The sequence below is a fragment of the Paraburkholderia sp. PAMB 6770 genome (assembly GCF_057748135.1).
The window spans coordinates 3,809,411-3,822,448 of record NZ_CM173238.1; the positions used below are offsets into that span (position 1 = coordinate 3,809,411).

At 67.0% G+C, this 13,038-nt stretch carries 12 protein-coding genes and 1 riboswitch; all 12 genes read left to right on the plus strand.

Annotated elements, in window-relative coordinates:
- Positions 1–7: 7 nt before the first annotated feature.
- The 12 genes from AC3AP7_RS17285 (at position 8) to AC3AP7_RS17340 (ending at position 13,034) form a co-directional block, all read left to right on the plus strand.
- Positions 8–466, plus strand: a complete 459-nt coding sequence (locus tag AC3AP7_RS17285) for a CidA/LrgA family protein (protein WP_475766982.1) — start codon at positions 8–10, stop codon at positions 464–466.
- A gap of 76 nt (positions 467–542) precedes the next feature.
- Positions 543–1,265 carry an LrgB family protein gene (locus tag AC3AP7_RS17290; RefSeq protein ID WP_475766978.1) on the plus strand — a complete coding sequence of 241 codons (723 nt, stop codon included), beginning with the start codon at positions 543–545 and terminating at the stop codon, positions 1,263–1,265.
- A 55-nt stretch (positions 1,266–1,320) separates the two neighbouring features.
- A riboswitch (S-adenosyl-L-homocysteine riboswitch) is annotated at positions 1,321–1,452 on the plus strand.
- A 31-nt stretch (positions 1,453–1,483) separates the two neighbouring features.
- Complete coding sequence (gene ahcY, locus AC3AP7_RS17295; protein ID WP_475766975.1) at positions 1,484–2,905, plus strand: adenosylhomocysteinase; 1,422 nt, start codon at positions 1,484–1,486, stop codon at positions 2,903–2,905.
- Between the two features lie 72 nt (positions 2,906–2,977).
- Positions 2,978–3,331 carry a phage holin family protein gene (locus tag AC3AP7_RS17300; protein WP_475766971.1) on the plus strand — a complete coding sequence of 118 codons (354 nt, stop codon included), beginning with the start codon at positions 2,978–2,980 and terminating at the stop codon, positions 3,329–3,331.
- 33 nt (positions 3,332–3,364) lie between these two features.
- The gene (gene metF / locus AC3AP7_RS17305; RefSeq protein WP_475766967.1) at positions 3,365–4,195 is read left to right on the plus strand and encodes a methylenetetrahydrofolate reductase [NAD(P)H]; all 831 of its coding nucleotides are present in this window, start codon (positions 3,365–3,367) and stop codon (positions 4,193–4,195) included.
- Positions 4,196–4,333: 138 nt separating this feature from the next.
- Entirely contained in the window at positions 4,334–5,977 is a 1,644-nt protein-coding gene (locus tag AC3AP7_RS17310; RefSeq protein WP_475766964.1) for an ABC transporter substrate-binding protein, read from the plus strand.
- Positions 5,978–6,152: 175 nt separating this feature from the next.
- The gene (locus AC3AP7_RS17315) at positions 6,153–7,781 is read left to right on the plus strand and encodes an ABC transporter substrate-binding protein (protein ID WP_475766961.1); all 1,629 of its coding nucleotides are present in this window, start codon (positions 6,153–6,155) and stop codon (positions 7,779–7,781) included.
- 163 nt (positions 7,782–7,944) lie between these two features.
- On the plus strand, positions 7,945–8,955 hold the full coding sequence (locus tag AC3AP7_RS17320) for an ABC transporter permease subunit (protein WP_475766958.1): 1,011 nt from the start codon (positions 7,945–7,947) through the stop codon (positions 8,953–8,955).
- Between the two features lie 4 nt (positions 8,956–8,959).
- The gene (locus AC3AP7_RS17325; RefSeq protein WP_475766956.1) at positions 8,960–9,877 is read left to right on the plus strand and encodes an ABC transporter permease subunit; all 918 of its coding nucleotides are present in this window, start codon (positions 8,960–8,962) and stop codon (positions 9,875–9,877) included.
- 1 nt (position 9,878) lies between these two features.
- On the plus strand, positions 9,879–10,883 hold the full coding sequence (locus AC3AP7_RS17330; RefSeq protein ID WP_475766953.1) for an ABC transporter ATP-binding protein: 1,005 nt from the start codon (positions 9,879–9,881) through the stop codon (positions 10,881–10,883).
- Positions 10,880–11,899, plus strand: a complete 1,020-nt coding sequence (locus tag AC3AP7_RS17335) for a peptide ABC transporter ATP-binding protein (RefSeq protein ID WP_475766951.1) — start codon at positions 10,880–10,882, stop codon at positions 11,897–11,899. Before AC3AP7_RS17330 ends, AC3AP7_RS17335 begins: the two co-directional genes overlap by 4 nt.
- Positions 11,900–11,903: 4 nt before the next feature.
- Entirely contained in the window at positions 11,904–13,034 is a 1,131-nt protein-coding gene (locus AC3AP7_RS17340; protein WP_475767878.1) for a TraB/GumN family protein, read from the plus strand.
- The last annotated feature ends 4 nt before the right edge of the window (positions 13,035–13,038 follow it).

Consider the following 13,038-nt stretch of genomic DNA (forward strand, 5'->3'; position numbering starts at 1 on the left):
GATTGCCATGAGCTCGCACCTGTTTTCCCGTTTTGCCCGCGGCCGTCGCATCGCCGGGCTGGCGCGCGTGCTCCGGATTGCCGCGCAAAGCGCCGGGCTGGCCGGCGTATGGTTCGTTTCGGATTTCGCCGCGCGGCATCTGCATCTGCCGGTGCCGGGCGGCGTGGTCGGCCTGGCGGCGCTGCTTGCGCTGCTGCTGTGCGGCGGCGTCGCGCCGCGCTGGGTGAAGGCGGGCGCCGACTGGCTGCTCTCCGACATGCTGCTGTTCTTCATTCCGGCCGCGGTGGCGGCCGTCCAGTACGGCGGGCTGCTGCGCGCCGACGGCTGGCGGCTCGCGCTCGTCGTGATCGGCGGCACGCTGATGGTGATGGTCGCTGTCGCTTGCGCGGTCGAGCAGGCGGCGCGCCTCGAACGGCGGCTCGCGCTGCGCCGCGTGCAGCTTGCGCGCCCGCCGATGCGCTTCTGAGGTCGCTCGGACCGGCGCTCGCGCCGGCCGACCGGTTTTTCACGCCACGTTGCCGGCCGCCGTGCCGGGGTTTGCCATGAGCACCGTCTATTCGTCCCTGTTTGCCGACCACGCGTCGCGCGTGATCGCGGCCGGCTGTCTCGTGTTGACCGTCGCGCTGTATTTCGCCGCCAAGGCGCTCTACGCGCGCTTTCGCTCGCCGTGGCTCACGCCGCTCGTCGCGGTGCCGGCGGTGCTCGCGGCAATCGTGCTGGTCGCCCACATCCCGTACCCGGTCTATTTCGAGGACACGCGCTGGCTGATGTGGCTGCTCGGACCGGCGACGGTCGCATTCGCGGTGCCGATCTACGAATACCGCGCGCTGCTGCGGCGTCACTGGATTTCGCTGACGGTCGGCGTGACGGTCGGGATCCTGGTGGCCGTGAGCGGCTCGCTGCTGCTCGCGAAGCTGCTGCATCTGTCGCCGCAGCTGCAGCGCTGCCTGATGACGCGCTCGGTCTCGACGCCGTTCGCGCTCGCGGTCAGCGACCGGATCCATGCGCCGAAGGACCTGACCGCGCTGTTCGTGATCGCCACCGGCGTCTGCGGGATGCTGTTCGGCGAGCTCGTGCTGGCGCTCGTGCCGCTGCGCACGCGGCTCGCGCGCGGCGCGCTGTTCGGCGCGGCGGCGCACGGAGTGGGCACCGCGAAGGCGCGCGAACTCGGCAGCGAGGAGGGCGTGGTCGCGAGCCTGACGATGATGATCGCCGGCGTCGTGATGGTGCTGCTCGCACCGATGCTCGGGCTCCTGCCGGTGTGATGCCCGGCGCGGCGCGCGCGCGCCGCTGCCACGCCGATTTGCTACAATCGCGCTCGTCCTCGAGGAGCGTTGCGACGGGTACCGCGAATCCGCATTCGCCGGCACGCCCGCCAGGCTCGAAGACGGTCAATCGGCAGGGGAGCGCGCTGCGCGCCTCACCCACCGCATCGAACGGCGCTCACGTCACATTTCTAGTCTTTTTTAGAAAGGAGGGCGTGATGAACGCCGCAGTTTACGCATCGAACCACTCGCAGGACTTTGCCGTTGCCGACCTGTCGCTGGCCGACTGGGGCCGCAAGGAGCTCGACATCGCCGAGACCGAAATGCCCGGCCTCGTGCAGATCCGCGACGAATACAAGGCGCAGCAGCCGCTCAAGGGCGCGCGCGTCGCCGGCTCGCTGCACATGACGATCCAGACCGGCGTGCTGATCGAGACGCTGAAGGCGCTCGGCGCCGACGTGCGCTGGGCCTCGTGCAACATCTTTTCGACCCAGGATCACGCGGCCGCGGCGATCGCGAAGGGCGGCACGCCGGTGTTCGCGTTCAAGGGCGAATCGCTCGACGAGTACTGGGAATTCACGCACCGCATCTTCGAATGGCCGAACGGCGAGTTCGCCAACATGATTCTCGACGACGGCGGCGATGCGACGCTGCTGCTGATTCTCGGCGCGAAGGCCGAGAAAGACCGCGCGGCGATCGCGAAGCCGGCCAACGAGGAAGAAACCGCGCTCTTCAAGGCGATCGCGCGCCATCTCGAAGCCGACCCGGTGTGGTACTCGACGCGCCTTGCGCATATCAAGGGCGTCACCGAGGAAACCACCACCGGCGTGCATCGCCTGTACCAGATGGAGAAGGAAGGCCGCCTGCCGTTCCCGGCGATCAACGTGAACGACTCGGTCACGAAGTCGAAGTTCGACAACCTGTACGGCTGCCGCGAGTCGCTCGTCGACGGCATCAAGCGCGCCACCGACGTGATGATCGCCGGCAAGATCGCGGTGGTGGCCGGCTACGGCGACGTGGGCAAGGGCTGCGCGCAGTCGCTGCGCGGGCTCGGCGCGACCGTGTGGGTCACCGAAATCGATCCGATCTGCGCGCTGCAGGCGGCGATGGAAGGCTACCGCGTCGTGACGATGGAGTACGCGGCCGACAAGGCCGACATCTTCGTCACCGCCACCGGCAACTATCACGTGATCAACCACGATCACATGAAGGCGATGCGCCATAACGCGATCGTCTGCAACATCGGCCACTTCGACTCGGAAATCGACGTCGCGTCGACGCGCCAGTACAAGTGGGACAACATCAAGCCGCAGGTCGACCACATCATCTTCCCGGACGGCAAGCGCGTGATCCTGCTCGCCGAGGGCCGCCTCGTGAACCTCGGCTGCGCGACCGGCCACCCGTCGTTCGTGATGTCGAACTCGTTCACGAACCAGACGCTGGCGCAGATCGAGCTGTTCACGCGCGGCGAGAAGTACGAGAACAAGGTGTACGTGCTGCCGAAGCAGCTCGACGAGAAGGTCGCGCGTCTGCACCTTGCGCGCATCGGCGCGAACCTCACCGTGCTGTCGGACGATCAGGCGAGCTACATCGGCGTGGACAAGCTCGGCCCGTTCAAGCCGAACCACTACCGCTACTGATGCCCGGCGCGCGCGCGTCGCCCGCGCGCGCGTCGTCCTCATTCCCGGATATCAGCCCACAAGGAGCTTGACATGACCGTGCTGCTGACCTGGCTGATCAACGCGCTCGCGCTGCTGATCATCACTCACCTCGTGCCTTCGATTCACATCCGCAGCTTCGGCACCGCGCTGATCGTCGCGGTGGTGCTCGGCCTGATCAACGCCGTGCTGCGGCCGGTGCTGATCCTGCTGACGCTGCCCGTGACGATCCTCACGCTCGGACTCTTCATCCTCGTCGTCAATGCACTGTGCTTCTGGCTGTGCGCGTCGCTGCTGAAGGGGTTCGAAGTATCGGGGTTCTGGTCCGCGTTCTTCGGCTCGATCCTGTACAGCATTGTTTCGTGGCTGCTGTCCGCGCTCGTCCTCGGCAACCGCAGTCTGGGCTGAGACGGGCATTCACTCAGGAACAGCAATCGAGTCATGAATCCGATCGAACTCTCATTCGAGTTCTTCCCGCCCAAAACGCAGGAAGGCGTCGACAAGTTGCGCGCGACGCGCGCGCAACTCCTGCCGCTTGCGCCGAAGTTCGTCTCCGTGACGTTCGGCGCCGGCGGCTCGACGCAGCAGGGCACGCTCGACACCGTTGTCGAGATCGCCAGGGAGGGGCTGGAAGCGGCGCCGCATCTGTCCTGCATCGGCTCGTCGAAGAGCAGCCTGCGGGCGATCCTCGGCGAATATCGCGCGCACGGCATCCGCCACATCGTCGCATTGCGCGGCGATCTGCCCTCGGGCATGGGCGAGGTCGGCGAGCTGCGCTACGCGTCGGAGCTGGTGAGCTTCATTCGCGCGGAGTTCGGCGACTGGTTCCGCATCGAGGTCGCGGGCTATCCCGAGTACCATCCGCAGGCGCGCTCGCCGCGGCACGACCTAGAGAACTTCGCGCGCAAGGTGAAGGCCGGCGCCGATTCGGCGATCACGCAGTACTTCTTCAACGGCGACGCGTATTTCCGCTTCGTCGACGAAGCGCGCAAGCTCGGCGTGGACGTGCCGATCGTCCCCGGCATCATGCCGATCACGAACTTCTCGCAGCTGATGCGCTTCTCCGAAATGTGCGGCGCCGAAGTGCCGCGCTGGGTGGCGCGCCGCCTCGAAAGTTTCGGCGACGACCGCGAAGCAATCCGCGCGTTCGGCCTCGACGTGGTCACCGACCTGTGCCGGCGCCTGATCGACGCGGGCGTGCCCGGCCTGCATTTCTACACGCTCAACAGCGCGGCGGCGCCCCGCGCGATCTGCGAACGGCTCGGCTTCTGAGCCGCCGCGCGCCGCGCGGCCCGGCGGCCGCGCGGCGCCGCACGCGTTTCCCGCAGAGGTGCAAGCCTCTATTGATACGGGTAATTGGGCTGTCTATGATCGAGGCGCAGCCAATTCGGCTGACGTTTGGAGATCAAAATGACAGTGCTTCTCGCGCGGTTCGCTGTTCTCCCGTCCACCCGGCGCGCGCTCGCGCGCCTCGCATGCGCTGCCGTCTGCATCGCGCCGCTAGCGGCGCCGGCGGCCACGCTGCCCGATAAAACCCTCGTCTACTGCTCCGAAGGCAGCCCCGCGGGCTTCGATACCGCGCAGTACACGACGAGTGTCGAATTTACCGCAGGGTCCTACACTGTCTACAACCGCCTCGTCGAATTCAGGCACGGCGGCACCGATATCGAGCCGGGGCTCGCGCAGTCATGGGACGTGTCGCCGGACGGCCTGCAGTACACGTTCCATCTGCGCCACGGCGTGAAGTTCCAGACCACGTCGTACTTCAAGCCGACTCGCGACTTCGATGCGGACGACGTCGTCTTCACGTTCGAGCGCATGCTCGACCCCGATCAGCCGTTCCGCAAGGCGTATCCGGTGTCGTTCCCGTACTTCAGCGACCTGGGGCTCGCGAAGAACATCGCGAAGATCGAGGCACCCGATCCGTACACGGTGCGCTTCACGCTGAAGCAGGTCGACGCGCCGTTCCTGCAGCAGATCGCGATGCCGTTCGCGTCGATCCTGTCGGCCGAATATGCCGGCCAGCTGCTGAAGGCGGGCAAGGCGGCCGACATCAACCAGTATCCGGTCGGCACCGGTCCGTTCATCTTCCGCAGCTACACGAAGGACGAAACGATCCGCTTCGACGGCAACCCCGATTACTGGAAGCCGGGTGTCGTGAAGCTGAGCCGGCTGATCTTCTCGATCACCGTCGATCCGGCGATCCGGCTGCAGAAGCTCAAGCGCGGCGAATGCCAGGTGATGAGCTATCCGCGGCCCGCGGATATTCCCGAGGTGAAGGCCGATCCGTCGCTGGCGCTGCCGAGCCAGGTCGGCTTCAACCTCGGCTTCATCGCGTACAACACGACGAAGAAGCCGCTCGACAACGTGCTGGTGCGCCGCGCGCTCGACATGTCGATCAACAAGCCGGCGATCATCGAGTCGGTGTATCAGGGCGCGGGGCAGATCGCGACCAATCCGATGCCGCCGACCCAGTGGGGCTACAACACGAGCCTGAAGGATGCCCCCCGCGACCTCGCGAAGGCGAAGGCGCTGCTCGCGCAGGCCGGCTACCCGAACGGCTTCGACATCTCGCTGTGGGCGATGCCGGTGCAGCGGCCGTACAACCCGAACGCGCGGCTGATGGCCGAGATGATCCAGGCGGACTGGGCGAAGATCGGCGTGCGCGCGAAGATCGTCACGTACGAGTGGGGCGAGTACATCCGCCGGGGTCACGAGGGCGATCATCAGGCGATGCTGATCGGCTGGACCGGCGATTACGGCGATCCCGACAACTGGCTCGGCGTGCTGCTCGGCTGCGACGCGGTGAACGGCAGCAACTTCTCGAAGTGGTGCTACAAGCCCTTCGACGACCTGATCACTGCCGCGCGCAGCACCACGGACCTCGCGCAACGCACGAAGGATTACATGGAAGCGCAGGTCATCTTCAAGCAACAGGTGCCGTTCACGCCGATCGCGCACTCGACCGTGTATCAGCCGATCTCGAAGCAGGTCACGGGGTTCAGGATCGATCCGTTCGGTCCGACGCAGTTCCTCGGAGTTGGCCTCAAATAGGCACGGACCGGCGCGCCGCCCGCGCGGGCGCTGCGCGCCGCCTCGTGTCGCAGCCGGCTTTGCGCACGGCTGCGCGCGCGTGAACACCGGGCTTTTCCTCCGCTTGTTGCGTCCGGCGATGCTCAAGTAATATCGCGGAACGCTGGTGCAAGCCAGCTCCGAACCTGGAGGAAACATGAAGAAGAACCCCCTGTTGCGCGTCGCGCGTTTGACCACGCTCGGCGTCGCCGCAGCGGTATCGTTGGCGGGCGCCGGTGCGGCGCACGCCGCGATTCCGAACAAGACCCTCGTGTACTGCTCAGAAGGCAGTCCCGCGGGTTTCGATCCGGCCCAATACACGACGGGCACGGACTTCACGGCCAATACGTTTACCGTTTTCAACCGCCTCGTCGAATTCCAGCGCGGCGGCACGAAGGTCGAGCCGGGTCTCGCGCAATCGTGGGACGTGTCGCCGGACGGCAAGACGTACACGTTTCATCTGCGCCACGGCGTGAAGTTCCAGACCACCGCCTACTTCAAGCCCACGCGCGACTTCGACGCGGACGACGTCGTGTTCACGTTCGAGCGCATGCTGAACCCGAACCTGCCGTTCAACAAGGCCTATCCGGCGCAGTTTCCGTACTTCTCGGACATGGGCCTCGACAAGCTGATCGAGAAGGTCGAGAAGGTCGATCCGTACACGGTGCGCTTCACGCTGCGCGAGGTGAACGCGCCGTTCATCCAGAACATGGCGATGGAGTACGCGTCGATCCAGTCCGCCGAATATGCGGATCAGCTGCTGAAGGCGGGCAAGGCGGCCGACATCAACCAGAAGCCGGTCGGCACGGGTCCGTTCATTTTCCGCAGCTATACGAAGGACGCGACGATCCGTTTCGATGGGAATCCTGACTACTGGAAGCCGAACGACGTCAAGCTCTCGAAGCTGATCTTCTCGATCACGCCGGATGCGGGCGTGCGGGTGCAGAAGCTGAAGACCGGCGAGTGCCAGGTGATGAGCTATCCGCGCCCGGCCGACATCGCGCCGCTGAAGACACAGGCGAGCCTCGCGATGCCGTCGCAGCCGGGCTTCAACCTCGGCTACCTCGCGTACAACGTCACGCACAAGCCGCTCGACAACGTGCTGGTGCGCCGCGCGCTCGACATGGCGATCAACAAGAAGGCGATCATCGAATCGGTGTACCAGGGCGCGGGCCAGCTCGCGACGAATCCGATGCCGCCGACCGAATGGGCGTACGACAAGAACCTGAAGGCCCAGTCCTACGATCCGGCCGCGGCGAAGGCGCTGCTCGCGAAGGCGGGCTTTCCGGACGGCTTCGACATCTCGCTGTGGGCGATGCCGGTGCAGCGGCCGTACAACCCGAACGCGCGGCTGATGGCCGAGATGATCCAGGCGGACTGGGCGAAGATCGGCGTGCGCGCGAAGATCGTGTCGTTCGAGTGGGGCGAGTACATCAAGCGCGCGCATGCGGGCGACGACGACACGATGCTGATCGGCTGGACCGGCGACAACGGCGATCCCGACAACTGGCTCGGCACGCTGCTCGGCTGCGATGCGGTGAACGGCAACAACTTCTCGAAGTGGTGCTACAAGCCGTTCGACGACCTGATCCAGAAAGCCCGCTCGACCAACGACCAGGCCGAACGCACGAAGCTCTACATGAAGGCGCAGCAGATCTTCGCACAGCAGTTGCCGTTCTCGCCGATCGCGCACTCCACGGTGTACCAGCCCGCCAGCAAGAAGGTGACCGATCTGCGCATCGAACCGCTCGGCTACCTGCGTTTCGACGGCGTCGGGATGCAGTGACCGCGCGCGCGTGAACCGCGCGGCCCGCCACGGGGCGGTCCGCGCGGCGTGCGAAGCAGGCTTTCATACGGTCAGGAAACTGGTCGAAATGGTCCGGCGACCGGGGTCACGAGCCCTCGTCGCCGGTTGTGTTTTGCGTTCATCCAGACCCAGGGGACAAACCATGTTCCGCTTCGTTTTGCGCCGTGTAGGCATGGTGATACCGACGTTCATCGGCATCACGATCCTCGCGTTCGCGCTGATCCATCTGATTCCCGGCGACCCCATCGAGGTCATGATGGGCGAGCGCGGCGTCGATCCGGCGATGCACGCCGCGGCGATGCACCGGCTCGGGCTCGACGAGCCGCTGCCGCTGCAATACATCCACTATGTGTGGCGCGCGCTGCACGGCGATCTCGGCGTGTCGATCATCACCAACACGACGGTGATGAACGAGTTTCTCGCGCGCTTTCCCGCCACCGTCGAACTGTCGCTGTGCGCGATGCTGTTCGCGCTGGCGGTGGGGCTGCCCGCCGGCGTGTTCGCCGCACTGCGGCGCGGCACGGTCGTCGATCACGGCGTGATGGGCACCGCGCTGACCGGCTATTCGATGCCGATCTTCTGGTGGGGCCTGATCCTGATCATGGTGTTCTCGGTCGATCTGGGCTGGACGCCGGTCTCGGGCCGCATCGCCGTCGAATACGACATTCCGCACGTCACCGGCTTCATGCTGATCGACTCGCTGATGTCGAGCGATGCCGGCGCCTTCCGCTCCGCGGTGAGCCACCTGATCCTGCCGGCCATCGTGCTCGGTACGATTCCGCTCGCGGTGGTGGCGCGCATGACGCGCTCGTCGATGCTCGAAGTACTGCGCGAGGATTACATCCGCACCGCGCGCGCGAAGGGGCTGCGGCCGTCGCGCGTGATCGTCGTGCACGCGCTGCGCAACGCGCTGATTCCGGTGGTCACCGTGATCGGCCTGCAGGTGGGCACGCTGCTTGCCGGTGCAGTGCTGACCGAGACGCTGTTTTCGTGGCCCGGCGTCGGCAAATGGCTGATCGATGCGATCAGCCGGCGCGACTATCCGGTCGTGCAGGGCGGTATCCTGCTGATCGCGACGCTCGTGATCGTCGTCAACCTGATCGTCGATCTGTTGTACGGTATCTTGAACCCGCGCATTCGCCATACGAGGTAACACCGTGGCCGACATCCAAAATACCGTCCCCCGCTCCGTCACCCCGCCGGGCGGCCGGGCGCTCGCCGCGCGCGAATTCTGGGCGAACTTCTCGCGCAACCGCGGCGCGGTCGCGGCCGGCGCGGTGGTGCTCGCGCTGGTCTTCATCGCGCTGTTCGCGCCGTGGATCGCGCCGCACAGCCCGATCGAGCAGTATCGCGACTCCGTGAAAATCCCGCCTGCATGGCTCGACGGCGGCAACTGGAAGTTCATCCTCGGCACCGACGAAGCCGGCCGCGACATCCTGTCGCGGCTGATGTACGGCGCGCGCCTGTCGTTCTGGATCGGCTTCGTGTCGGTCGTGCTCGCGCTGATTCCGGGCATCGTGCTCGGGCTCGTCGCCGCGTTCTTCCCGAAGTGGGCCGACACGCCGATCATGCGCATCATGGACGTGCTGCTCGCGCTGCCGTCGCTGCTGCTCGCGGTCGCAGTGGTCGCGATCATCGGGCCGGGGCTCACCAACACGATGCTCGCGATCGCCATCGTCGCGCTGCCCGGTTACGTGCGGCTCACGCGCGCGTCGGCGCTCGGCGAACTGCAGAAGGAGTACGTGACCGCGTCGCGCGTCGCCGGTGCGGGCACGCTGCGGCTGATGTTCTCGCAGGTGCTGCCGAACTGCACCGCGCCGCTGATCGTGCAGGCGACGCTCGGCTTCTCGTCGGCGATTCTCGATGCCGCCGCGCTCGGCTTTCTCGGCCTCGGCGTACAGCCGCCGGCGGCCGAGTGGGGCGCGATGCTCGCCGCGGCGCGCGATTACATCGACAGCGCGTGGTGGATCGTGACGATGCCCGGCCTGTCGATCCTGATCTCGGTGCTCGCGATCAATCTGCTCGGCGACGGGCTGCGCGACGCGCTCGATCCCAAACTGAAACGGATGGCCTGACATGAGTACTCTATTGACCATCCGCAACCTGTCGGTGAACTTCGGCGGCCTGCCGGCGGTCGACCGGATCAGTCTCGACGTCGCGCCGGGCGAGGTGCTCGGCGTGGTCGGCGAATCCGGCTCCGGCAAGAGCGTGACGATGATGGCGCTGATGGGCCTCATCGACGCACCGGGCAAGGTGAGCGCCGACGAGATCACGTTCGACGGCCGCGACCTGCTGAACGCGAGCGCAAAAGCGCGGCGCGGCATCGTCGGCAAGGACATCGCCATGGTGTTCCAGGACGCGCTGACAAGCCTGAATCCGAGCTACACGGTCGGCTACCAGATCAAGGAGGTGCTGAAACTGCACGAAGGATTGCGCGGCGCCGCGCTGCACCAGCGCGCGCTCGAACTGCTCGACCAGGTCGGCATCCCGGATGCGAAGAACCGCATCGGGTCGTTTCCGCACCAGATGTCGGGCGGCATGAACCAGCGCGTGATGATCGCGATGGCCGTCGCCTGCAATCCGAAGCTGCTGATTGCCGACGAGCCGACCACCGCGCTCGACGTGACGATCCAGGCGCAGATCATGGAGCTGCTCGTCACGCTGCAGAAGGAGCGCGGCATGGCGCTCGTGCTGATTTCGCACGATCTCGCCGTGGTCTCCGAAGTCGCGCAGCGGGTCGCCGTGATGTACGCGGGCGAGATCATCGAGACCAACGCGGTGCCCGCCATCTTCGCCACGCCGCGTCATCCGTACACGGAAGCGCTGCTCGCGGCGATTCCCGAGCACAATGTGGGCGCGGTGCGGCTCGCGGCGCTGCCGGGCATGGTGCCCGGGCGCGACGACCGGCCGAAGGGCTGTCTGTTCGCGCCGCGCTGCAAGTACGTGGTGGACGACTGCGCGAAGGCGCGTCCGGCGCTCGTGCCGTCGCCCGGCCAGGCCGAAGCGGCGCGGGTGCGCTGCATCAGGCCGCTGCACATGACCGCGCAGGCGCGGCACGACACGCAAGGAGGCGCACGATGAACGCCGTACCCGAAGCACCGCGCGAGACCGGGCACGCGGGCGAGCACGTGCTCGTCGCCGAGCGGTTGTCGAAGCACTACGACGTGCGGCGCGGCCTGTTCGGCCAGGGCACCGTGAAAGCGTTGAACGGCGTGTCGTTCTCGCTGGAGCGCGGCCGCACCCTGGCGGTGGTCGGCGAGTCCGGCTGCGGCAAGTCCACGCTCGCGCGCCAGCTGACGATGATCGAGGCGCCCACCGCCGGACGGCTCGCGATCGACGGCGAAGACGTCGCGGGCGCGGACCACGCGCGCGTGAAGGCGCTGCGTCAGCGGGTGCAGATGGTGTTCCAGAACCCGTTCGCGTCGCTCAATCCGCGCAAGACCGTCGAGCAGACGCTCGGCGAGCCGCTCGCGATCAACACGGCGCTCTCCGCCAGCGAGCGCGCCGAGCGGATCGCGCAGATGATGCGCACGGTCGGCTTGCGGCCCGAACATGCGAGACGCTATCCGCACATGTTTTCGGGCGGCCAGCGGCAGCGGGTCGCGATCGCCCGCGCCATGATCCTCGATCCGCAGATCGTCGTCGCCGACGAGCCGGTGTCGGCGCTCGACGTGTCGATCCAGGCGCAGATTCTCAATCTGTTCATGGATCTGCAGGAGACGTTCAGGACCAGCTACGTGTTCATCTCGCACAATCTCGCGGTCGTCCAGCACATCGCCGACGACGTGATGGTGATGTACTTCGGCGGGGTCGTCGAACTCGGCGACAAGCGGCGCATCTTCGCCAAGCCGCGGCATCCGTACACGCGGGCGCTGATGTCCGCGACGCCGTCGATCTTCGAGGCCGACCGCCAGATGAAGATCAGGCTGCAGGGCGAAATGCCGTCGCCGCTCAATCCGCCGTCGGGCTGCACGTTCCATCAGCGCTGTCCGTATGCGGTCGAGCGGTGCCGCGAGCAGGTGCCGCAGCCGCGCGAGGTGGATGGCCGCCAGGTGTCGTGCCACCGTGCTGAAGAGGTGGGGGACATGGATGCCTGAAGGGTTGGCGGCGCGTCGTGCTGCGCGCCGCCTGCGCGCGGCCGGCCCTCGGGCCGCGTTCGCGCAGCCGGGAGCGGCGGGGTGGCGGTGGGTCGCGGTGCTTGCCGGACTCGTCGCGGCCATGCTGTGGCTGGCGGGGGCGGCTCATGCCGCCGGCGCCGCCGCGCGCGTGGCGCTCCGGCCGGCGGTGCACGCGCCCGCGTTGCCGGTGCCGCAGGACCAGCCCGCCGGCACGCTGCCCGGCTTCCATACGCCCCCGGATTACTCCGCGACGGTGACCGGCGGGCCGGTGCGCACGCAGCCGGCCCATATGCCGTTCTATGTCGCGACGCGCGGCACCACGACGATCTATGTCCTCGGTACGCTGCATATCGGCGACCCGGCCGACTATCCGCCCAACCAGCCGTTCCGGCCGCCGATTCTGGCGGCGCTCGCAGCGTCGCCGACGCTCGCGCTCGAACTGTCGCCGGACGATCTGCTCGTCTCGCAGGACGACGTGACGAAATACGGCGTGTGCCGCTACGAGTGCCTGCCGCACCTGCTGCCGCCGGCGCTGTGGCACAAGCTCAAAATGCGCATGCGCGGCAACCCGGCCGCGCTCGACGAAATCAAGCGGATGCGGCCGTGGCTCGCGTCGCTGCTGGTCGAAACCTACGACGCGCTGAGCGCCGGCCTGCAGACCGAATACGGCACCGAGGCGCAGTTGCAGAACGTCTATTTGCGCACGCGCGGCAAGATCGTCGGGCTGGAGACGCTCGCCGAGCAGATGCGCGCGTTCACGAGCCTGTCGCTCGCGCAGCAGCGCGAAATGCTCGCGCAGGATCTCGTGCAGACGCCCGCGCAGAATGTGGCGGACATCCACACGCTGCTGCACCTGTGGGAGGTAGGCGACGCCGATGCGATCGCCGCCTGGCAGGCAGCCAGATCGGAGAAGCTCGAACGCAACCGGCGCGTATCGGAGTCGATCGACAACAAGATCCTCTACGAGCGTAACCGCCGCTTCGTCGCGCGGATGATCGCGATTGCCGCGCCGAACCGGCCCCTGTTCGTCGCAATCGGCGCGCTGCACCTCGGCGGCCCGAAGGGCGTGCTGCAGCTGTTGCGGCAGCACGGCTTCGTGGTCGTGCCGGGGTGAGACG